The sequence below is a fragment of the Dactylosporangium sp. NPDC000521 genome, from assembly GCF_042898305.1.
Lineage (GTDB): Bacteria > Actinomycetota > Actinomycetes > Mycobacteriales > Micromonosporaceae > Dactylosporangium.
This window is the reverse complement of record NZ_JBIAYW010000029.1, coordinates 64093-86066: the sequence shown is the minus strand read 5'-3', so window position 1 is coordinate 86066 and position 21974 is coordinate 64093. Positions and strand designations below refer to the sequence as shown.

Here is a 21974-nt window from a genome sequence, read left to right as displayed (position 1 = left end):
CGATACACCCGCATTACCCGGGATGCGTGCTGATGGAGCGGGTGGGCGGTTACCGGTAGCTGTCGGTGTAGTAGCGGCCGACCTGGTCGCGGTAGCCGGGCTGGGCGAAGGTGTCCGGGTCGTACGCGGGGGAGTCCTTCACCTGCTGCCGCGTCCGGTCGACGTGGACGGTGCGCTCACGGTGGTCGACGTGGTCCACGGTTCCGGCCGGGAGCAGCACTTTCCGGCCGAAGATCCACGGGCCGGTGTCCACCACCAGGTGGGCGGTGCCGGTGTCGTGGTTCGCCTCGTCGACGGTGCCGATCCGCCCGTCGGTCGCCTCGACGTGGTAGCCGGTGAGGTCGACGTCGGTGCGGCCGTCGGGGGCGGGCGCCGGCGCGGCGGTGTCCACGCCGAGGTCGTCGTCGGGGACGCCGCTGTAGCCGCCGGCGAGTGCCGCCGGGTCACGCCAGGTCCAGGGTTCGAACATGTCCACGGGTTACCCCGCCGGCGGCTGCTCATGCAGACAGGCCGGCAGTCCTGGACTGGACCGCGTCGATGAGGTCACTGGAACCACCACCGCGGCCGCGCCCACTTCGAGCAGCCGTCCGTGACCGGTGCAACTGCCGGCGACCGCAATGACCGACCCGCACCAACGGCACGGCATCGCTACTCCGGCTCGACCCCACCGGCGCGGAGGATCGTCCGGACTCGATCGCGGGAGTAGCCAGACCGCCGGATGATGTCGACCTGCGGGGCGCCGGCACGGGCTTCCGCGACGATCGCCGCGTGGAGCGCGGCCCGCGCATCCATGCGAGCCTTCCGTGCTGCCTCGATGCGCTGCGCGGCCTGCTCCTTAACCCTGGTCAGCGCCGTATCCGCTGCCCGGAATGCCTTTGCCGCGTCATCGAGTTGGCCCATAAGTCAAGGCTTGCACGGCACCTCACGCGCCTTGAGAAGCGGGCGTGAAAAGGCCTAGTATCTGTTGTTGATTAGGCCTTGTGATATCAGGCTGCAAGGCGTTCAGCCGTTGTCGTGTATGAGTACAAGGAGGTCCGATACCAGCGCATTCCACCCCGCGTGGTGTTCGCCCGAAGCATGCAGTGTCGCCGACCCGAGACTTGAGCCGTACCACCGTTCGGAGCCGGTGATCCTGCCGACCGACGACCCGGACGTCTCGCTTTACCTCTACCGCGAGGCGTTCGGCGACTGCTCGGCGGAATTCCTCGTGATGGCGAAGCTTGACGTCACCGACGAGGCGCCGTGGTATCTGACCGAGCCACAGGGCGGCCGGGAGATCAGCATGCTCAAAGATGAGGTGGAGAGCACCACGAAGGCGATGGCCTCATTGTTCTGATGCGCAGCCGGCAGGAGGCAGGGGCGTTCGACTACGGCCGGACGCCTCTTTGTCATACAGGCCAGCACGGTTGGATCGATCTGCGCATCCGGTCCTGCAGATCCCGGACTGCTCGAGGTCGGCGGCCGCTGGCCCTTCGACAGGGCGGACAGTTGCCCGAACACCCGGTGTGTGCCCAGGTGTCGCCGGTGCCGGACGGGAATGAGCCAGACGATGAACCCGAGCCGCCGCAGGACGTTGAGCCGGTTGCGGCAGGTGCGGGCGGCGGTGAACAGCACTCTGGTGATCTGTTCGGTGGTGAGGGTGCGGTGCTCGTCGAGCAGGTGGGCGAGGGCGCGGCGACGCCCAGCCGAGGGGCGCGCGCGGGTTGAGGGAGGGCTTTGAGCGTCGTACCCCCGGTCGGGAGATGTCCCCCTGAAGGACATGTCGGGTTTTGCCGGCGTCGTCGGTCATGGGCTCCTACCTGCGCTGTTGGCGTCGGTTGGGTGGCTGTGGCGGTGGATCCGCCCGCCTAGGGGTTCGCCCGGGGATCCGCCCGGGGCTGCGCCCGGGTCTGGGCCGATGTGCTGGCGGGCTCCCCGGGCAGTGCGTCGTCACGTCCGGCGTCGTGAACGCCGTGCCGGTCAGGAACCCCCACAGCAGGTCCAGCGACGCGGCGACCAGCTTCGCCAGCCCTCGATCGCCGCCGAGCGCAGCGGCTGATTGGACTTCTCCACCTCCGCCGGGTCACCGCCGGAACCCGCTGATGGTGAGGGACAGCGTCGCGCGGGAGGGCGGTGCCGTGCCCGGCCCGTCCTCCCGCCCGTACATGGCCTTGGTTGGGCGGCCAACCATCGCGGCCAGCGTCCGGCCCAGAGCCCGGCACTGCGGGAACGACCGGTCGTACCAGGCGTTGCCATGCGGGACGGCGCCGTGCCGTCGGTTCCGCCGTACGGTACGTCCGTACCGGGTCGGTCGGCGGGCCGCCGGTACGGCGACGACGGCAGCACCGGAACGGGTACGGGATCCGCCATCGACCCGACAGACCGCGGGGAGACCTGCCGGTAGCGGCGTCCGCCACGCTCGTGACCAGCCAGGACGTGCGGCGATCCCGTACCGGCCGTAACCGCCGTACCCGGGTCGGGACGGACCGATCCCGGCGGAGCGGCGCAGGGTACGGGCACGCCGCGGTCCGCGTTCCCGTCCCGTACCGAGGTCCCGGGACACGCGAGCTCGCGCCGTACGCGGTCGGCGTCCCCATCGTCCAGCCGTTCCCGTTCCGTCCAGCGCCGGACCGAACAGGAACGGGAACGGGTCCACCTCGCGGCGGAACGGGAGCGGGAACGGCCGTACCGGAACTCCGCCGTTCCCGGAACGAGGTCGCCCGTTCCCGTTCCACGGTCACCACAGCCGGCGACGCGGTTGGGCAACGACCGACACGTTGCCCAACCGGTTGCCCAACGCCACCGACCGCCCCGCCAACGGGTTGCCCAACGCGTTGGGTCGGCGTTGGGCAACCGGGTTCATGGTTGCCCGCGGTTGGACCGGTACCGGCCGCGGCACCGACCAACAGGGCCTTGGTTGGGTCATGCATACATGTGAACGCCACTCCACCGCCGCGGGAACCGCGGGCCTCGCGGCTCAGCAGCCGCAGCCGCCGGACGCCGCAGCGCCCAGCCCTCACTCCGACGTCGGCGATCGACGCCACCCCCGGTGCCCATCAGCCGTCAACCGCCGCCGGAGCTGAACCGGCACAACCGCCGCGTCCTGTTGTCGATCGGAAGGAACCAGCTATCGCCCCGGCCCGCCGTGGCAACCGGTACCCGTCATCATGCAGCGGCCCGCACCCGGCGGTAACGGCACGGTGGGCAACGCTGCAGACAAGGAAGCCGGCGCCCCCGGGCGAAATGCCCGGGGGCGGTCGTCCCCGGGGAACGACACCCGGGGACCCCGGACCGGCTTGGTACCGGGTACCCCGGACGCAATACCGCCCGCCGAACGTCCTGTACGTCAGGGAACGATCCTCACGCGCGCGAGCCGGACGGATCACGCGGCGCCGCGCTGCCCCGACACCCGACGTACCCCGCTGTCACGGCCATCGCCACGCCCCCGGGCCGGGTTCACAGCGTGAACACGACCGTCGAGATGCTGCGTGCGCCGATGCTGACGGTGACCTGGGCGCCGTTCACGGTCGTCGGCTGGGTGACCGCGTTCCAGTTCGCCTCCATCGACTTGTGCACCGTGCCGTGGGCCGCCGGCGGCGGTCCTGGACCACCCGGTGTGACGGCGCACGCAATGGGTAGTCGCGCACCTGCGGCGTCTCGGGTGGACGGGTGCCGCCGGCGGCGCGAGGACCAACTGACGAGGGTGGTGTGACGATGGGGTTGCACAGGCCACATCCACCACGGCGGCCGCGGGGCGCGGACAGCAACCCGTTCGTGACGCTGGCCAACCCGGCGCTGGCCCAGGAGGTGACCAGTCCCCGCGACGCGTTGGCCGAGGATCCGCTGCCCGCCGACACCGCGTGGCAGCTCGTGCACGACGAGCTGATGCTCGACGGCAACGCCCGGCTGAACCTCGCCACGTTCGTGACGACCTGGATGGAGCCGCAGGCGGCCCGCCTGATGGCCGAGTGCGTCGACAAGAACATGGTCGACAAGGACGAGTACCCGCAGACCGCCGAGTTCGAGCGGCGCTGCGTCAGCATCCTCGCCGATCTGTGGCACGCCCCGGACCCGGCCGACGTGATCGGCTGCTCGACCACCGGGTCCAGTGAGGCGTGCATGCTGGCCGGCCTGGCCCTGAAGCGGCGCTGGTCGGCGCGGCGTGCGGCCGGCGAGGTCCGGCGGCCCAACCTGGTGATGGGCGTCAACGTGCAGGTCTGCTGGGAGAAGTTCTGCAACTACTGGGAGGTCGAACCCCGGCTGGTGCCGATGGAAGGCGACCGGCTGCACCTGACCGCGCAGGAGGCGGTGGCGCACTGTGACGAGAACACCATCGGCGTGGTCGCGGTCCTCGGCTCCACGTTCGACGGTAGCTACGAGCCGGTCGCCGAGATCGCGGCGGCGCTCGACGCGCTGCAGCAGCGCACGGGATGGGACATTCCGCTGCACGTCGACGGCGCCTCCGGTGCGATGATCGCGCCCTTCCTGGACCCGGACCTGGAGTGGGACTTCCGGCTCGAGCGGGTCGCCTCCATCAACACCTCCGGCCACAAGTACGGCCTGGTGTACCCCGGCGTCGGCTGGATCCTCTGGCGGCACCGTGATGCCCTGCCGGAGGACCTCATCTTCAACGTCAACTACCTCGGCGGCGCCATGCCGACGTTCGCGCTGAACTTCTCCCGCCCGGGTGCGGAGGTCGTCGCGCAGTACTACACCTTCTTCCGCCTCGGCCGCGCCGGCTTCCGCGCCGTCCAGCAGGCGTCCCGCGACGTGGCACTGCACCTTTCCGGCGGGGTCGCCGCCATGGGCCCGTTCCGGCTGCTGAGCCGTGGTGACCAGCTGCCGGTGTTCGCGTTCACCACGAATCCTGACGTCGGCGCGTTCAACGTGTTCGACGTCTCCCGGCGGCTGCGCGAACGCGGTTGGCTGGTGCCGGCGTACACCTTCCCCGCCAACCGCACCGACCTGGCCGTGCTGCGGGTCGTGGTCCGCAACGGCTTCACCCGCGACCTGGCCGACCTGCTGCTCGCGGACCTGCGCCGGCTGCTGCCGGAGCTGCGGGCCCAGCCCGGACCGCTGCACACCGCCGGCGACGCCACCGGATTCCACCACTGAGCTCACCCCATGACCACGACGTGGGCGCCCAGCGGATTTCCGGTGTCGCCTTCGACGAGGGACCCGGGACGGCCCGACGCGTGCGACCGTGAGGGCTGTGACGACGCGCGACGTACGCTTCGGCGACGCGACGACCGGTACCGTGTCGCTGGACCTGCCGGTCCTGCGGCATCCGGCCAATCCGATCCTCACCGCGTGCCAGGTCAACGCGGTCTGGCGGGAGCCGCACCTTCAGGTGGTCACCGTGCACAACGCGGGCGTGGCGAGGCTCGCGGACCGGACGGCGCTGCTGTTCCGGTCGCACCTGCGCTGCGGGATCAGCGTGCTCGGCCTGGCGGTCAGCGCCGACGGCGTCACGAACTGGGCCGTGCACCCGCGGCCGGTGCTGTCGCCGGCGACCGAGCGGGACCAGTGCGTCGAGGGCGTCGACCGGTGTCACCTTGTCGAGGCCGAATCCGGCGGCGTCGAGGACGCCCGGATCAACCCGGTCGAGGGCACGTTCGCGGTCACGTACAGCGCCTACCACGCCGGGATCCGCAACCGGGTACGCGTGTCGCTCGCACTCACCGACGATCTCACCACGTTCACCAGGCACGGCCCTATGCTCGACCGGGACATGCGCAACGTGGTCGTGTTCCCGGAGCGGATCGGTGGGCGGTACGTCGGGCTGTTCCGGCCCAACGACGTCGGTCCGGGCGACACCGGCGGCGCGTACACGCAGGTCAGGATCGGATACGCGGACGACTTCCGAACCGGGCCGTGGGAGGTCGCCGACGAGCCGGTGCTGCGCACGGGCGCGGGCCCGAGCGCCTTTTCCGACAAGATCGGGCCGGGTGCGCCGCCGGTGCGTACGCCGCACGGCTGGCTCAACGTCTTCCACGGCGTGCGCACGACGATGGACGGCAATCCGTATGTGCTCGGCGTCGCCCTGCACGATCTCGACGACCCGAGCGTGGTCCGCGTGTCGAGCATCCCGATCCTGTTTCCGTCGCGCGCCGACTGCCGCGTCCCCGACACTGACTACGTCCACGTGCCGAACGTGGTCTTCTCCTGCGGCCTGGTACGCGAGGCCGACGGCACGGTCGTCGTCTACTACGCCGGCAACGACACGGTCATGAACGTGGCCGTGACGCACGAGGACGTGCTGGCGGAGCTGTGTCTGCGCTACGGCCAGGACCCGCTGACCGGGAGGCTGCTGTACGCCGTGTGACCGTGTGGAGACCGGCCAGGACCCGCCGGGAAGGCAGGTGGGAACCGCTTGCCCAGGGCCGGCGTCACCCGCAACCCACGGGTGCGCTGGGTGAACAGATCGTGCGCGACGCGGATCGACGGCCGACGTCCCACCCGGCAGAGGTGAGCGGGAGCTCCGCGCGCAGGGTGGTCCCGCCCCCGCGCGGGCTGTGGAGCACGATCCGGCCGCCGAGCGCTTCGGCGCGATCGTTGAGGCCGACCAGGCCGGTGCCGCGGGCGAAGTCGGCGCCGCCGATGCCGTCGTCGCTGACCACGACGCGCAGGACGCCGCTGGTGGTGTCGGATTCGACGGTGACGGTGACGGCTGAGGCGTTCGCGTGTTTGGCCGCGTTGGTGACCGCCTCGGCGATGATGTAGTACGCGCTGACCTCGATGTGCTCGGGCAGCCGTTCCTCCAGGTGCAGGTCGAGGTCGACGGGGATCGGTGAGCGGCGGGCGAGTGCGCGCAGCGCCGGGCCGAGGCCGGATTCTGTCAGGATGGCCGGGTGGATGCCGCGGGAGATCTGGCGGAGTTCGTCCACGGCGCTCGTCACCCCGGCGACGGCGCGGTCGAGTTGTGTGGCGAGCGTGTCGAGCTCGGGTGGCAGCGCCGCCTGTGCGGCGCGCAGCTGCAGGGCCAGGGCGATCAGCAGCTGCTGGGCTCCGTCGTGCAGGTCGCGCTCGATGCGCTGGCGGGTCTGGTCGGCGGCGGCGACGATCCGCGCGCGTGACGCGGTGAGTTCGGTCCTGGTCTCAGCGTTGGCGATGGCGGTCGCGATGAGCTCGTTGAAGTCGGCCAGCCGCTGCTCGGCGTCCTGGGGCAGCCGTTGACGCCGCGACCCGACGCGCATGACGCCCCAGAGCCGGCCCTCGACCTCGATCGGACCGGCGACCATGGAGCAGATGTCGGGCTCGATCCCCAGTGGCGTCGCTGCTGCCGGGTCGTCCACGTCGCGGCGGGCGGCACGGCCGGTGGCCTGTACCGTCGCCATGGCGCTGCGGGGGTCAGGCTTGCGGCGCCAACCCGGTGCGGACTGCTCGAGTCCGTAGCCGCCCATCGCCGTCACCTCCCCGTCCGGCTCGAATCGGAGGATCGCCGTGCCGTCTGCGTCGAAGAGCGCGCCGACCTCGTCGGCCACCGCGGCGAACACGAGATCGGGCGCCGCCCCGCGGGCGACCAGTGTCGCCACCCGCCGCAACGCCGCCTGCTCGTCGGCGATCCGGCGGAACGCCGTGTACAGCTGGGCGTTGTCGAGCGACACGGCGAGCTGGCCGGCGATGAGTCTGACGCCGTCGAGCCGTTCGGCGGTGAACGCGCCGTGGATGAGGCGGTTCTCGAGCAGCAGCACCGCCCGCAGCGTGCCGCGGTTGAGGATGGGGACGGCCAGCAGGGAGCAGGAGCGGAGGCCGGCGAAGTACGGGTCGCGGGCGAAGCGGTCGTCACGGGTGGCATCGTCCACGACCAGCAGCTCACGCATCCGCTCGGCGTATCGCAGCACGGACATGGGCACCGTGTGCTCGTGGCCGGCGCCGTCGGCCGGGATGATGTCGCAGACATCCCCGGGTGCGGGCAGCATCCAGTCGTGCCGGTCGTCGCTCCACAGCAGCAGGTGCACACCGGTGGCGCCGGTCATCGCGGAGAGCACCTGGACCAGGCGGGAGTACAGGCCTTCGGTGCTGGTCTCGGAGCTCAGCGCCTGCGACGCGGCCAGGATGCCGAGCAGGTCGACGGTTCCGGTCGTCATGGTGGAGCGACGCTGGGGAACGTCACCGGGGTGGCGGGCGTCGTGCTCGCCGATCGGCTCGTCGTGCGGTCGCAGGGCGGGGTAGGCCCAGTCCAGTTGGTCGACCTTCGCGGTCGCGCCCCAGGCGAGGTACTCCTGACGGGCCTCGGCGAGCAGTTCATAGCCGGCGTGTTCGACGCCGTGGGCGAGGTAGAAACGGGCCGCGTGCTCGGTGATGAGGGCCTGATGCCATGGCCGTACGTGGCCGGCGACCTCGTGCCGGGCGGCGTCGAAGCCGTGGACGGCGGCCGCGAAGTCACCGACGGCCCAGGCCCGCTCGGCCTCGAGCAACCGTAGCCAGTGCTGGAAGTTGGCCGGCGCGTCTGCGGCGCGTGCTGCCAGCCAGTGCGTCACCTCGTCCAGCTCGGACAGCAGGCCGTCGCGCTCGCCACCGCGGCCGGCCCGGGCCTGCCCGGCGAGGGCCAGTCCACGCAGCACGTGCGCCGCGGCGGTCGGGTAGAAGGTGGCAGCAGCCGACAGCAGGGGCATCGCCGCTGCGGTGGACCGGATCAGGCCGACCAGATCGTCGAGGATGGCGGCGGCGATCGCGCGGGTGACCTGGAGGTGGAACAGCGCCCACGGGCTCTCGGCGTACCTGTCGGCGGGGACCGTCGTGCCGGCAATGGCGGCGCTTTCGCCGCACAGCACACCGGCCAGCCGCCGGTAGCTGTCGTACGACTCGCCGATGTGCTCGTCGCCGGTCTGCCGCACGAAGGCGAGCCCGGCCTCCATCTCGGCGACGCAGGCGTCCAGCGATGGCGCGCAGTCCAGCAGACCGACCATGGCCGTGTAATAGGTGTATCCGGCGTTGGCCAGATCACCCCCCGCGATCAGGCCTTCACGGGCCCGCCGGCTCGCGCGGACACCGTTTTCGATCGGCTCGAACCAGCAGCTCAGCAGCGTGGACAGGAAGCGCACCTGCGAGGTGTCGGGCTCGTAGCCGCGGGCCTCGCCCAGTGCCAGGATTCGACGTATCGCCTGGTACCCGGCGGCGTAGTCGCCGCGCACCGTCACGGCGGCGAAGCCGACGTGGCCCGCCGGGCCGAGGAGCGGGCCGGCGGGGCCGTGCTCGATCCAGATCCGCAGCGCTTCCAGGCTCAGCCAGGCGAGCCTGGCGTGGTCGGCGGCGAAGTACACCGCGGGCAGGATCGCGTTGATCAGGCGGGCCACGGCCAGCACCACCGGCTCGGTGACCTCCGGCCGGGCCGGATCGTCCACGACGTCGTCGTGCTCCAGCCACCGGTACATGAGGTCGAACTGGCGGTCGAGCTCGGTCGGGAGCCGGTCCGCGGCCGGTACGGCGCTGTCCAGCTCACGCAGCGACTTCAAGCCGAGCCCGATCGCCTCGACGTAGCGGTTGCGGTGGGTCAGGCCGCGCACCTGCACCGCCATGGCGGGCGCGCATTGCAAGGCGGTGGGGTGCAGCCCTTCGATCGTGCGGAACTCCTCGTCCGCCTCCTCCAGGAGCCCCAGGCTGTACAGCGCGGCGTGCCGGCCGGTGTGCACCTCGATGAGCGCGGCGGTCTCGTCCGGGCCGATCAGCCGCAGCGCGGCGGTCAGCAGCGCGTTCACCAGCGAGTATTCGCCGATCATCGTCGACTGTTCGGCGGCGTCGCGGAACAGCTCCACCGCTCGGCGCCGTTCCGCGGGGTCGTCGACCGCGTCGACCACCGGCAGGTACTGTTCCGCCGCGACCGCGAACGACTCCGCCACTGCCGCCAGCCGCCGCGCCATCGCCAGCTGCAGGCTGCGCCGCCGGCGCGGTTCCACCCCGCGGAGGACCACCTCACGGATCCGGTCGTGGCGAAACAGCACCGCCTCCCGCACCCCGGGCTCCAACACCAGCACCCCCTCGTTGAGGGCGGGCGCGAGCCGCTGTTCCACCACGTCAGCCGGCTCGCCGACGGCGGTCTGCAGCACGCCCAGCTCGGCTCGCCCACCGAGGCACGCCATCGCCTCCACCATCAGCCGCGTCTGCGCCGGCATGGCATCGACCCGCGCCGCCGGCAGTTGCGCGACCTCCGGCTGGCGCAGGTGAGCGCGCACCTGCGCCGCATCCCACCGCCACCCGGCCCCCGCCGCCAGCACACCGTCACGGCGCAGCGCGTTGAGCAGCTCCACCGTCTCGTACGGATTCCCGGACGTGTACGGACTGATCGCTTCCCCCAGGCTCGCCGCCGCGGCCTCGCCCACGTGGAGCATCTCCGCCACCATGGCGATCGTCCCGGCGACCGGCAGGTTGGCCAGCCGCAGGTGCCGCACCTCCGGCCGGTCACACCACCGGGACCGCGCGGCTGCCAACGGATGCACCGCGTCCACGTCGCCTTCGCGGTAGGCGGCCACCAGCAACAGGCCGTCGACCGGCTCCGCGCTCAGCACCAGGTCCACGAAGCCCATCGGCGTACGGCCCGCCCACTGCAGGTCATCGACGAACATCACCACTGGCCGTTTCGGCGAGGCGACCGCACGCAGCACGTCGAACGCCACCCGCTGTGCCCGCGCCTGCGCGGTCAGCGGATCCCCCGGATCGGGCGGCACCCGCAGCAGTGCCGCGAACTCCGGCACCAACGCGGTCAGCAGGCGCGCGTTCGCGCCGACCGCCGCCAGGATCCGCTCGCGGGCCTCGGCCAGCTCGTCGTCCGGCCCGGCCAGCAACAGCCGGCCCACCGCCCGCAACCCCTGGTGCACCGCGTCGAATTCCAGGTCCCGCCGGTACTGGTCGAACTTGCCCGCCACGAACCAGCCGTCCCGGCCGGTCACCACCGGCCGCAGTTCATCGACCAGTACTGTCTTTCCGACCCCTGGTGCCCCGTAGATCAGCACGCCACGGCACCGGCCCGAAAGGGCCTCCTCGAACGCCGCGGTCAGCACCGCCACTTCCGCATCGCGCCCCACCAGCCGCGACGGCGGCAACAGCCGCAGCGGAACATCGCGCTCGCCGACGCGTATCGTTCCCGTGCGCGGGCCGGCGTCCCGTAGCCGCTCCAGGTCGTAGACCAGGCCCTCCGCGGTCTGGTACCGGCTGTCCGGCTCCTTCTCCAGCAGATGCATGATGATCTCGGACAGCGGCGCCGGGACGGCCCGGTTCGCCTGCGCCGGCGGCACCGGCACCCGGGCCAGATGATCATGCGTGAGCCGCAGCGGGTCGCCCCAACCGAACGGCGGCGCGCCCGTCGCCAGTTCGTACAGTGTCGCGCCCAATGCGTACAGATCGGCCCGCTGATCCACCGACCGGCCGGTACGCCCGGTCTGCTCGGGCGCCAGATATGCCAACGTCCCCGCGATCTCGGTGTAGTGCGTGAACCCGGGACGATGCTCGGCGATCGACGTCGCCAGCGCGAAATCCACCAGGCAGGGGGCGCCGTCGGGGGAGACCACGATGTTCGCCGGCGTGATGTCGCGGTGCATCACACCCCGGCGGTGCATCCCCGCCACCGCGCGGGCCAACTCCACCGCGAGCCCGATCAGGTCATCGGTCGCCAGCGGCTTGGCCGATCCGGCCAGGCTCGTGCCGGCGACATCCTCCACCACGACCGACCCCGGGCACCGCGGTGCCTCCACCAACTGCGCGACACCCGCCACGCCGCGCAGCCGTCCCAGAATCGCCACCTCGTGCCGCACCCGCCGGTGTGCGTCCGGGCCCGACGGCTCCTTGCGGATGACCGTGCGCCCGGCGACGAACAGCCGAGTGACCCGCGTGTGCTCGCTCTCGTACAGTATTTCGCCCCGGCCGGGTGGATCTCGGCGATGCAGCATCCCGGCGTTCTGCATCTGTCACCTCCGCACACGATCCGACCCACCTCATAGCGTACTTAGCTCCTGTTCCAGGGCAAAGCCGACTATTCGCGCGGACGCGATGTGGTGAGCCCGTCGACCTATGACGCTTCGTCGATAGGGATCTTGACCAGGAGGGCGGTGCCGTGCCTTGCCGGGCTCACGACTTCCATGTGGCCGCCGAGGACCTCGACGCGGTCCTGCAAGCCGATCAGTCCGGATCCCCCGCCGATGCTGGCTCCGCCGATGCCGTCATCCTGTATCGAGAGCCGGAACACCGCGTTCTCCGCCTCGGCGCTGACGTGCACCATGGTGGCCCGGGCGTGCTTGGTGGCGTTGGCGAGCGCTTCGGACACGATGTAGTACACGGCCACTTCGGTATGGTCCGGCAGCCGCCGGCTGATGTTCAGATTCAGGTCCACCGGAATCGCGCTCCGGCGGGCGAGCGACCTGATCGACGCGCCGAGCCCGCCTTTGTACATGATCGCCGGATGGATACCCCGGGAGACCTCCTGCAGGCTCTCGAACACGCCGTTCAGGCCCTGCGCGATATGCGACAGCTGCGCCTTGTACCTGGCCAGCTCCGGTGGCATCGATGCCTCGGTCATGCTGAGTTCGAGCCCGAGCGAGACGACACGTTGCAGTGCGCCATCGTGCAGATCGCGTTCGAACTGCCGTCGAGCGTTGTCCGCGGCGGCGACGATGCGGGCACGAGACGCGGCGAGCTGAGCGCGATGCTCGGCGTTGGCGATCGCGGCGGCGATGAGGTTGCTGAAGTCGGCCAGGCGCCGTTCGGTCGCCGGCGGTATCGCCTCGGCCGTGAAGGACAAGACAGCGAGCATGCCCCAGAGATGCCCTTGGACCATGACAGGAACGCCCACCGCTGAGCGTATGCCCAGCCGGCGCTCGATCGCCGTGGCCGGACCGGTGAGACCGTCGTAGCTGTCGATCCGGGCCGGACGCCTCGTGCGCAGCACCGTCCCGACGACGCTTTCCCCTTCGATCGGGATGGACGTCGGGCCGTCCAGCTCGCTCAGACCCGCAAGGCGGGTGGCGGTGTGTTCCGGCTCGTAGCGCATCAGCACCGTGCGGACGTGACCGAGGGTCCGGCAGAGCTCCTCCGTCATCGCGTCGAACACGTCATTGAGTGACGCCCCGCGTGCGACGAGCGTGGCCACGCGCCGCCACGCGGCTTGCTCTTCCACGAGCATGGCGACCTCGCGGCCCGCAGCCAGCGAGTCCACGATCGCCGCACGGTCACGTGCCGCGAGCAGCAGCCGCTCCAGCGTCGGCACCACCCGGTGCCGCAGGCGTTCCAGCGTCCGGTCGGGAAGATCGGCCGGCACCAGCAGCGTGCCCAGCCGAGTCGCACCGTCACACAGTGGGAGGGCGGCCCGCTGCCCGTCCCCGGCGATCACGTCCACCTCGATCGCGGCGGACCGCAGCTCGAGCACGTGCGCGAGCCGCTGCGCCGCCGAGCCGAGCGCCGAACGCAGATCGTCCGCGCACAGCATGTGTTCGGCCAGCTCGGTGGCGAGGGACACTTCCTGAGCGCGTTCAGCCGCGTCGAGGGCGCGGGAGCGGGCGAGAACCGCCAGGCGGACGATTGCCAGCCCAGTCGCGATGAACGCCACAGCGATGATCAACCCGAGCCAGGACGGCGGCGGCCTCAGCCACAACGGAACCAGGTTTGCGGACACCGGCGACCGTCTCTCACCTCGCAGTCAACACGACGCCTGCCCCTGAGGTCGTGCGGGGTGCGAACAGTGGATCGCTGATCGTGCTGACACAGCTTCCTGTACGGGCATTCTACCCCAAAAGTGGCGGATCGATTGGGGGCGGCTTCCTGCCGACCGCGCAGCGGACGTATGCGAACCGCCGTTCCGGTCTGGCCCGCATCGACAAGCCGGCTCGGCCCGATCGCATGATGACGCGTCGTGCTACACGAGTGCGCCGGCCGCACCCGAGCCCACCAGACGGGCCGACGGTGACGCCATGAGACGTGTCAACGCCGCGCCGGCGGCTTCGGCCAGCGACTGGAGCCGGGCCAGTTCCTCGTCGGTGACCCGGTGTGGCTGAATCCAGTAGGCGCCGATCGCCCCGAGCGGATCCTCGACGCGCATCGGGACGATGACGAGGCTCTTCACGAACGTCGGCCGGTACGCCTCCTGCGGCACCCGGTCATCGGTCTGGATGTCCGGCACGATGGCGGGCTGACGATTGAGGATCGACCACCCGCTGATGCACTGCCGTACAGGGAACCGTTGCCCTTTCCACAGCGGGCTCACCGCGTCCTCGTCGGCGTAAAAGCAGCACCCCTCTTCCAGCAGCACCACGGTGGACCCGTGAGCATCCGCCAAACGCCTCCCGGCGCTCCGGATGATCTGTTGAGCCTGCTCGACGTCCTGCGCCAGCCCCAGGTCAGCCACCGAGGTGTCCAGCAGCTCCGACACATCCATGATCGATGGTCCTTTCCGGCGGCCCGGTTGACGACCTCGGTTCCAGTCTTCGACGCTCCGGCGTCGTCGACAACGTTCGGCCATCATCAGCGGCGCGTAGTCATCCTTTGTGGATGAACGTCGCCACCCCGTCCGCTGCGGGTGGGTCAGCGCGCCGTCCAGTCAGCCCGCGGCTCGGCGGAGCATCGGCCGCCAGCCGATCTCGGTACGCCAGCCGGCCGGGTCGCCGGTGTCCAGTTGACGAACATGGCAGATCTCATGGATCGGCCGACCAGCAGGGCGCCGCGCCGGCACGATCGCACCCGGCTATGTGGGCGGGTGCTGGTACGTCAGCGCGACCGGCACCCCTTGCCGCCACAGGTCGCACAGCCCGCGCGCGGCGGCGATCTCGTCCGCCCGGGTCGCGGGCAGGGGCAGGCGCAGCGCGGTGTGCAGCTCGAAGCGGTGCAGGTCGAAGGCGACGCGCACGGCTTCGCCGTAGGCGAGGGCCGCCTGGAGCGCGCCACGCCACGCGAGGAAGCCGACGCCCAGGGGCACCAGTGCCAGCGGAAGCCATCGCGGCGAGGGGCAGAGCAGCAGGGCGGCGGCGATGGCCGTCGCGGTCGCGGTCGCGGTCATCGTGGCGGCGAAGTCGAGACTGTTGCGCCGGGCGTCGACGATGGTCCTGGTCGGCCCGGGCAGCAGCGGGTAGAGCCGGGGCCAGGCGACGACGGCGTCCCATCCGTAGTCGGCGCCGGCGGTCTCCTCGGCGGCGGCCAGGATGTTGCCCAGCGCCGTCGGCCGCGGCAGGCCGCTCGGGTAGAGGCGCCGTCGCAGCGTGCCCGCACGGCCGGCGTCCTGGACCGCCTGGGCGTACCCGGGCTCGTCCGGACCCGCGGGCAGCCGCTCCTCCAGGGCGGTCAGCCGGTCACGCCGGTGGCGATGCCATCGCCGCAGCGGCACCGCCAGCGGTGCGAGCCAGCGCGGCCACTGACCTTCCAGCAGACGGACCAGGGCGAGTTGCAACGGGTGCACCAGGAGCGCGGCGAGCACTGTCACGACGGCGACCATGAGGACCGCGCCGAACCCGGGCTCGGCCGAGGAGGTCCGCCAGACCTGCTGGAAGCGCAGTTCGTGCCCCGGCGCTCCGGCCCGCACCAGGGTGAACAGGAACAGCCCCGCGGCGGCGGTGGGCAGGTAGGCCACGAGGAAGAACCGGCTCGCCGGGCCGTCGCGCATCGACTGGATGAGCGGGTCGAGGCTCATGCCGCCACCGGCCGCAGCGATCCATGCCCGTTCGGGCAAGCCGGCATGGCGCGTTCGTCGACATGTACGCGGAGCAGGCGGGCCGCACAGGTGGGCTCGGCGCAGCCGAGCACGACGATGCGGTATGCGCCGGAGTGGCCGGGCAGCGTGGCGCCGTCCCCTGCGCCCACCGTCCGGGTCTCGATCAGCTGGTGCCGGGTCGAGCGGCCCAGCCGGTGACCGCCGACAAGGAGGTCGACCGCCGACACGCCCGCCTGGGTCCGGAACAGGTCGTCGAGGGCGCGCGCCGCGTCGAGGACCGCGAAGCCGGCAGGAAGGTCGAGCGTCGCGTCGGACTCGCCGGATGGGCTGGGGTCGAGCAGGATCTCGAACAGGTCGTCAGGTGGCTCGTCGCCGGGTGTCTCGCGGTCGGTCATCGGGCTCCCTCGTGCGGCAGGTCGCCCGGCGCCGGCTCGTCCGGTCCGAAGTGGACGTGGGACGCCCAGTGGACGGGCTGGTTGCGGTAGGCGTCGCGCATCTCGCGGACCGCCTCGTGGACGGCGAGGGCCGGCTCGGTGCCCGCGCCGAAGCGCCGGTACACGCGCTGGGCGAACTCCGGTGCGACCGCGTCGGAGATCGGCCACAGCGTGCCGACCACGTGCGTGAAGCCCGCGAGTTGAAACGCCGACGCGATGTGGATCGCCTCGTCAGGCAACGCCGTGCCGCCGTGGGCGGTGGTGCACGCCGAGAGGTAGGCCAGGTACGGCCCGTCGAGCTCATACGACATCAGCTCCCGCACCGTCAGCCCCCGGTCGTGCAGGGCCAGCCGGCTGTCGCCCGGATCGGCGGCGGGAAGCGCGTGGCAGGCGAAGTGCGCCCACGTCGTGCGCCGGAGCCCGGCCACCACGGCCGCATGGGTCGCCTGCTCGTCGAGCAGGAGCGTCGTGTCCGGCCCGAGCTGCTGCCGGACCTGCTCGGCCTCGGCCGCCGCCTGCTCCAGCCGGGGTCCGCTGCCCGGAGCCTGGTCGACGCCCACCACGAGCGGATGCGGGCCGCGGCCGGGCGACCGGGTGCGGAGGGTCTGCCGCAGCGCGCGCACGGTCGGCGTGTACGAGGAGATCACCCGGTCGAGCACCGTCCTGCGGCGCTGTTCCTCGGTCCGCTCGTGGTGAACTCCCGCGGCGTGCAGGGGCAGGACGGTGAGCGGTCCAGTCGGCAGCCACCAGATCCGGGGCCAGGGCAGGCCGTCAGGCGGTGTCCGCTCGTGGCCGAGGGCGGCCAGGACCGGTGCCGCCACGGTGTCCCACAGCCACCGCAGTGTCCCGGCCACGACCACCTGGTCGGCGAAGCCCGCCGGGCCGCGCACCGCGGCGAGGAAGGCGTCCGCTCGCCGTGCCGCCGTCTCGAGCGTCAGATCGGGCAACGGCACGTGCCCGGCGCCCTCCCCGGTCAGCGTCAACGCGTCGCAGCGGCGTGCGCTGACGTTCACCGCCACGACGACGCCGCCGGCGGCGGCCGCCCGAAGTTCGTCGGCGCTCGGCGGCAGGCCGAACCGGGCGAACCCCGGGACCTCGCGGATCCTGGCCAGCAGCCGGGTCCAGCCGGCTGCCGCGGCAAGGCTCCGCGCGGTCGGATCCGCGTCGGGTCCCCCGGCCTGGTCGCCGGCCGGGTCCGCCGCGCCGCCGGTGTTCAGCAGGTGGCGCAGCCGGTCGACCTCGTCCGCGAGGTCCGGACGCACGGCGCGGAGCTCGTCGGACTCGCCGCGGCCCTCGAGCGCCTGGCCCAGGAAGACACCCCGGCCCTGTTCGAGGACGGACCAGGCCCGGGCGATGTCGCCGCGCTCGATGGCGACGGCCGCCGCCTCGGTGGCGACCCCGGCCAGGACGGCGAGATGGTGCTGGCGGTCGCGGTCGTCCAGGCCGCGGTCCGCGACCAGCGGCAACACCTCGAACACCTGGTCCCAGGCGGCCTCGGCCTCGTCGAGGCGGCCCAGGTCCGCGGCCAGCCGGGCCGCCGCCTGACCGGCCCGGGCCCGCACCAGCGGCGCCGAGGCGGCCACCGCGGCGGCCGTCCGCAGCACCGCCACGGCCCGTGGGCCGGACGCGCGGTCGCCGAGCCGCTCGAACCGCTTCGTCAGCGCCGTCCCGAGGTTGAGCAGAAATCCGGCGCGGGCCGGGTGCCCGTCCGGGGTGGCCTCCACGGCCCGGCGCAGCGTCCGGATCGCCTCGTCCAGATCGGCGGCGGCGCCGGTGGCCTCGAACTGCGTCTTCAGGAGGTTGCCGAGGCCATTGAGGTACATGCGGCGGTCCGGGTGGTCGGGTGGGGTGCCCTCGACCGCGGCCCGGCCGGCCTCGACCGCTTCGTCGAGGTCATCGGGCCGGCCGCCGCGCTCGTGGCGCTCGCGCAGCGCGATGGCGAGGTTCGCCAGGCAGCCTGGGCGGGCGGGGTGGTCGGCCGGCAGCGCGGTGATCGTCTGCCGCCCGACCTCGATCGCCTCGTCGAGGTCGGACGCCGATCCTGTCCGCTCGAACCGGGTCTGCAGCGCGATCCCGAGGTTGTTGAGGTACATGGCGGCGTCGGGATGGTCCGCCGGAGTGCTGCGCACCGCCCGCCGCCCGACCTCGACCGCCTCGTGCAGGTCGTCCAGCGTCCCGAAGCGCTCGAACCGGGCTATCAGCGCGTTGGCGAGGTTGGACAGGTGCCCCGCGCCGCCGGGGCGCCCGGGTCGGGCAGCCGCCCGCCGGAAGGCGGTGATCGCCTCGTCCTGGTCGTCCCGGGCGCCGGCACTCTCGAAGCGGCGGGCGAGGGCGATGCCGAGGTTCGCGAAGAAGGCATCCCGGTCTGGATGGTCGTCGCCGGCCGCTTCCACCGCCTCGCGCCCGAGGCTGATCGCCAGGTCCAGATCGTCAGGACGGGCGGTCCGCTCGAACCGGGTCTGCAGCCGGTTGGTGAGGTTGCTCAGCAGCCGGGCGCGGTCGGGGTGGCCCGGCGGGGCGGCCGCCACCGCCTGCCACCCGACCTGGACGGCCTCGTCGAGGACGCTCACCGCATCGGTGCGCCAGAATCGCCACCACAGGGCGCTGCCGAGGCTCGACAGCATCTTCGGCCGGTCCGGATGCCCGTCCGGGGCGGCCGCCACGGCCTGCCGTGCGACGGTGACGGCCTCGTCGAGGTCCTCCGGCGCGCCGGCCCGCTCGAACCGGGCCAGCAGCGCGACGGTGAGGTTGGACAGGCATGTCGCGCGGTCGCTCCCGCCGCCCGCCGCGGCCACGGCGCGCCGGTGCGTGGTGATCGCCTCGTCGAGCGAGACCGTTGCGCCGGTGTGGGCGAAGGCGATGCGCAGCGCACCGCCGAGGGCGGACAGCCGCGCGGCGCGGTCGGGATGGTCGTCGCCGGTGACCGCGACCGAGCGCCGCATCAGGTCGACGGCCTGGCCGATCAGCCCGGCATCGCCCGCCGCCCGCCCGGCGTCGAGCAGCCGCTGCGCCTGAGCTCCCCACGCCTGCGCGGCGAACTCGGCGTGGCCGGCCCCGGCACGTCCGACGGCGTTCATCCCGGCGGCGAGTCCGCTCCCGACGTGGGCGCGGGTGAACGCCGCGACCGCGGTGTCGAGCTCGGCCTGGTCCTCGCCGTCGGGCAGCAGCTGGTGCCGCAGCCAGGCCAGTGCTCCGAGCAGAGTCTGCGCCTCGGCGTCGCCGGCCGCGGCCACAGCGGCGAGTTGCGCCGCCTCGGCCACGGCGGCGGGCTCGCGCACCACTGCCGGGTCGCCGCCGGGCCCGGTGGCCAGGCGCAGCCGGTCCCGGGCGGCGGCGACCAGCTCGTCGCGAGTCACCCGGCACGCTCAGAGCGCGACATCGACAGGGCTCCCTCCGGCGGGGCGGAACCTCATCGTACGAATTCCGTCAAGGGCAGCGGCCCCTGCGGCGGCGGGGGATCCGACCCGTCAGCACGCCGGCCGGCAGCGTCCGCTCGTCAGGCCGGCTCGGACGTGGCGAACCGGGTGAGGCGGTAGGCGGCCAGCTCGTCGTGGGCCGTGCCGTCGAGGATCTCCGCCGCGGCGTGCCGGGCCAGGAGCGGTGCGAGGGTCATGCCGCTGTGGGAGACGACGAGGTACGTGTTCGGCAGCGTCGGCAGCCAGCCGGTCAGCGGGTGCCCGTCGACGGGCAGCGGGCGGACGCAGCACACGTTCTCGACCGGCTGGCCGCCGAGGCCGGGGATGACCTGTCCGGCGCGGCGCAGCAGGGTTTCGCCGTGCCGGTCCAGGTCCTCCTGCGTGGTGTGGACGTCGACGAGGTCGTTGAGGTCGCCGGCCTCCAGCTGCAGCCCTCCGCCGAGCGCCGGGCGGAGGCTGAGGCCCGGCGGGTGGACGACCCGGGTGACGGGGCTGACCGTGCCGTGCCCGCCGACGCGGGTCACCACGCACGGCGCGCTCGATCCGGGCGCGTCGCCCGGCACGATCGGGACCGCCACGCCGACCGGCTCCAGCAGCCGGCCGGTGCGCCACCCGGCGCAGCAGACGTAGACGTCGGCGTCCAGGCGACCGCCGTCGGGCAGCCGGACCGCGCTCACGCCGGCGTCGCCGGCCTCGACGACCACGTCGCCGCCGGTGACGACGACGCGGGCACCGGCGGCCTGCGCGTGGGCGACGAACGTGTCGACGGCCGGGCCGCCGTGCACGTAGCCCTCGCCAGGGAAGTAGGCGACCAGGGCGGTGTCGGGCACGTGGAGCGCCGGCTCCAGCTCGACGGCCTGCCGGGGGGTGAGTTCGACGGCGGGGTAGCCCCAGTCGCGGAGCCGGTCAAGCCGCTCGGCGAGCGCATGCCGGCCACCGTCGGACTCCGCCCAGCTCAGCCCGCCGGTCGGCACGTACCAGTCCGGCCGTCCGAAGCCGTCGGTCAGCTCGCGCCACTCGTGCATCGCCCGCACCGAGTAGTCGTGGTAGTGGCGGGGCAGCTTCTGGTTGGCGTTGAGCCAGGCCAGGCTCGTGGCGCTGGTCGCCGCGCCGGGACGGCGGGCGTCGACGAGCGTCACGTCCGCTCCGGCCCCGGCGAGGCGGGTGGCCAGCGTGGCGCCGATGATCCCGGCGCCGATGATCACGATGCGACGCATCAGCGCAGATCCAGTACGCGGTCGGCGGCGTCGACGGCGGAGGGGACCGGCATGGTCGACTCCCGTTTGATCAGCCGGGCGCGGAGCCTGACGTGCTCCGGCGCCGAGTCCTGGTCCGGCGTGCCGTCGTGCTGGCCGCCGGCCGCGGTCGTCATGCGGCGCAGCAGCAGCCCGCCCGCTCTGGCACCGAGCTCGTAGCTGGGCTGGCGGACCACCGTCAGCGTGGGGCGGACGATGGTCGTCCAGTCCTGGTCGTCGAAGCCGACCATCGAGATGTCCTGCGGGAAGCGCCGGCCGCTGGCCTGGATCGCCTGATACGTCCCGGCGGCCAGGACGTTGTCGGTGGCGAAGACCGCGGTCACCGTCGGGTCGGCGGCGAGGAGCGCCAGGATGGCCTCGGTGGCCCGGTCCCGCTCGTACGGCGCGTAGACGACGAGCGCGGGATCGACCTTGATGCGCGCCGCCTGGAGCGCCAGCAGGTAGCCGGCGAGGCGGGCCGCGCTCGGTCGCATCGTGGCGCTGTCGACCAGACGGTCCGCGATGCGCGGCAGCTCGCGGGCGGCCTCGGTGATGACCGCGATCCGGCGGTGCCCGAGGGTCAGCAGGTGCCGCACCGCCGTGCGGGCGCTGTCCGCGTTGGCGATCGTCACGCTGTCGACGTCGGGCCGGCCCGGCACCGGCCGGTCGAGCAGGACGACCGGGATCCTGCTGTCGCGCAGCGAGTCCAGGTGGTCGGTCTCGGTGGGGGAGCCCGTCGCGATGATGATGCCGTCGGCCCGCTTCTCCGACAGCACCCGGATCGCGTTGCGCTCGGCGGGCAGGCCGGAGTCGGTGTTGAACAGCACGACCTCGTAGCCGGCCGCGCGGACCTTGTCGCTGATGCCGCGCACCGCCTGTGCGAAGAACGGGTTGCCGACGTCCGTCACGACCACGCCGATGGTCTGGGTCGAGCCGTGGATGAGGCTGCGGGCCAGCGCGTTGGGCCGGTAGCCCAGCCGTGTGGCGGCGGCGTGCACCCGCTCCGCGGCGGCGGCGCTGACCTGGCCGTATCCGCCGAGGACCCGGCCGGCGGTGGCGGTCGAGACGCCCGCCTCGGTGGCTACCTCGATCAGGCTCGGTGTTCGTGATGGGCGGTCCCGCATGGCTGTCCCCGTCTCCAGCACGTGCCCGGCTCCGGGGTCGTGCGCTCGTGGTGGTCGGGCCGTCCCGGTCCTCGAACCCGCCGGGTGTCTGCTCCTGGGAAATCTTCGCCCGGGTGACTTGACGTGGTCAAGTAGGTCCTGAGAAGGTTCTCACCGTC

The 21974-nt window shown here is 72.5% G+C and carries 13 protein-coding genes and 1 pseudogene; 3 read left to right on the top strand and 11 right to left on the bottom strand.

All coding sequences use genetic code 11. The features are described from left to right. Nucleotides 1-49: 49 nt before the first annotated feature. Together ACFY3L_RS48565 and ACFY3L_RS48560 are read right to left on the bottom strand one after the other, a co-directional pair. Entirely contained in the window at nucleotides 50-469 is a 420-nt protein-coding gene (locus ACFY3L_RS48565; protein ID WP_389340659.1) for a PRC-barrel domain containing protein, read from the bottom strand. Nucleotides 470-648: 179 nt separating this feature from the next. Continuing rightward, nucleotides 649-900, bottom strand: a complete 252-nt coding sequence (locus ACFY3L_RS48560; protein WP_389340657.1) for a hypothetical protein — start codon at nucleotides 898-900, stop codon at nucleotides 649-651. A gap of 226 nt (nucleotides 901-1126) precedes the next feature. Between ACFY3L_RS48560 and ACFY3L_RS48555 the strand changes: the two genes are divergently transcribed. Next, nucleotides 1127-1336 carry a hypothetical protein gene (locus ACFY3L_RS48555; RefSeq protein WP_389340698.1) on the top strand — a complete coding sequence of 70 codons (210 nt, stop codon included), beginning with the start codon at nucleotides 1127-1129 and terminating at the stop codon, nucleotides 1334-1336. 173 nt (nucleotides 1337-1509) lie between these two features. Here the strand turns inward: ACFY3L_RS48555 and ACFY3L_RS48550 are convergent. After that, nucleotides 1510-1761 (bottom strand): annotated as a pseudogene (locus ACFY3L_RS48550) (replication-relaxation family protein); the annotation flags it as partial. A gap of 1932 nt (nucleotides 1762-3693) precedes the next feature. Here ACFY3L_RS48550 and ACFY3L_RS48545 point away from each other — a divergent pair. Next, a complete protein-coding gene (locus tag ACFY3L_RS48545; RefSeq protein WP_389340655.1) occupies nucleotides 3694-5094 on the top strand; it encodes a glutamate decarboxylase in 1401 nt (466 codons plus the stop codon). Between the two features lie 97 nt (nucleotides 5095-5191). Continuing rightward, entirely contained in the window at nucleotides 5192-6304 is a 1113-nt protein-coding gene (locus ACFY3L_RS48540; protein WP_389340653.1) for a hypothetical protein, read from the top strand. Between the two features lie 64 nt (nucleotides 6305-6368). On the opposite strand, the gene ACFY3L_RS48535 is transcribed toward ACFY3L_RS48540, so the two are convergent. From ACFY3L_RS48535 to ACFY3L_RS48500, 8 genes are all read right to left on the bottom strand, one after another. After that, nucleotides 6369-11864 carry an AAA family ATPase gene (locus ACFY3L_RS48535; RefSeq protein WP_389340651.1) on the bottom strand — a complete coding sequence of 1832 codons (5496 nt, stop codon included), beginning with the start codon at nucleotides 11862-11864 and terminating at the stop codon, nucleotides 6369-6371. Nucleotides 11865-11983: 119 nt separating this feature from the next. Further along, the gene (locus ACFY3L_RS48530) at nucleotides 11984-13516 is read right to left on the bottom strand and encodes a GAF domain-containing sensor histidine kinase (protein WP_389340649.1); all 1533 of its coding nucleotides are present in this window, start codon (nucleotides 13514-13516) and stop codon (nucleotides 11984-11986) included. A gap of 306 nt (nucleotides 13517-13822) precedes the next feature. Next, nucleotides 13823-14341, bottom strand: coding sequence for a GAF domain-containing protein (locus ACFY3L_RS48525; RefSeq protein ID WP_389340647.1), 519 nt, complete (start codon nucleotides 14339-14341; stop codon nucleotides 13823-13825). 306 nt (nucleotides 14342-14647) lie between these two features. Beyond that, on the bottom strand, nucleotides 14648-15586 hold the full coding sequence (locus ACFY3L_RS48520; RefSeq protein ID WP_389340645.1) for a hypothetical protein: 939 nt from the start codon (nucleotides 15584-15586) through the stop codon (nucleotides 14648-14650). After that, nucleotides 15583-16002, bottom strand: coding sequence for a hypothetical protein (locus ACFY3L_RS48515; protein WP_389340643.1), 420 nt, complete (start codon nucleotides 16000-16002; stop codon nucleotides 15583-15585). Before ACFY3L_RS48515 ends, ACFY3L_RS48520 begins: the two co-directional genes overlap by 4 nt. After that, nucleotides 15999-19397, bottom strand: coding sequence for a CHAT domain-containing protein (locus ACFY3L_RS48510; RefSeq protein ID WP_389340641.1), 3399 nt, complete (start codon nucleotides 19395-19397; stop codon nucleotides 15999-16001). Before ACFY3L_RS48510 ends, ACFY3L_RS48515 begins: the two co-directional genes overlap by 4 nt. Nucleotides 19398-19537: 140 nt before the next feature. After that, nucleotides 19538-20674 carry an NAD(P)/FAD-dependent oxidoreductase gene (locus ACFY3L_RS48505; RefSeq protein WP_389340639.1) on the bottom strand — a complete coding sequence of 379 codons (1137 nt, stop codon included), beginning with the start codon at nucleotides 20672-20674 and terminating at the stop codon, nucleotides 19538-19540. Continuing rightward, entirely contained in the window at nucleotides 20674-21816 is a 1143-nt protein-coding gene (locus ACFY3L_RS48500; RefSeq protein WP_389340637.1) for a LacI family DNA-binding transcriptional regulator, read from the bottom strand. The genes ACFY3L_RS48505 and ACFY3L_RS48500 overlap by 1 nt, the downstream gene beginning before the upstream one ends. Between the last annotated feature and the right edge of the window lie 158 nt (nucleotides 21817-21974).

Bases quoted from the DNA above. Each gene is read 5' to 3' on its own strand.
- ACFY3L_RS48565 (WP_389340659.1), bottom strand. From the start codon at position 469: ATGTTCGAACCCTGGACCTGGCGTGACCCGGCGGCACTCGCCGGCGGC.
- ACFY3L_RS48560 (WP_389340657.1), bottom strand. From the start codon at position 900: ATGGGCCAACTCGATGACGCGGCAAAGGCATTCCGGGCAGCGGATACG.
- ACFY3L_RS48545 (WP_389340655.1), top strand. From the start codon at position 3,694: ATGGGGTTGCACAGGCCACATCCACCACGGCGGCCGCGGGGCGCGGAC.
- ACFY3L_RS48535 (WP_389340651.1), bottom strand. From the start codon at position 11,864: ATGCTGCATCGCCGAGATCCACCCGGCCGGGGCGAAATACTGTACGAG.
- ACFY3L_RS48525 (WP_389340647.1), bottom strand. From the start codon at position 14,341: ATGGATGTGTCGGAGCTGCTGGACACCTCGGTGGCTGACCTGGGGCTG.
- ACFY3L_RS48520 (WP_389340645.1), bottom strand. From the start codon at position 15,586: ATGAGCCTCGACCCGCTCATCCAGTCGATGCGCGACGGCCCGGCGAGC.
- ACFY3L_RS48515 (WP_389340643.1), bottom strand. From the start codon at position 16,002: ATGACCGACCGCGAGACACCCGGCGACGAGCCACCTGACGACCTGTTC.
- ACFY3L_RS48505 (WP_389340639.1), bottom strand. From the start codon at position 20,674: ATGCGTCGCATCGTGATCATCGGCGCCGGGATCATCGGCGCCACGCTG.
- ACFY3L_RS48500 (WP_389340637.1), bottom strand. From the start codon at position 21,816: ATGCGGGACCGCCCATCACGAACACCGAGCCTGATCGAGGTAGCCACC.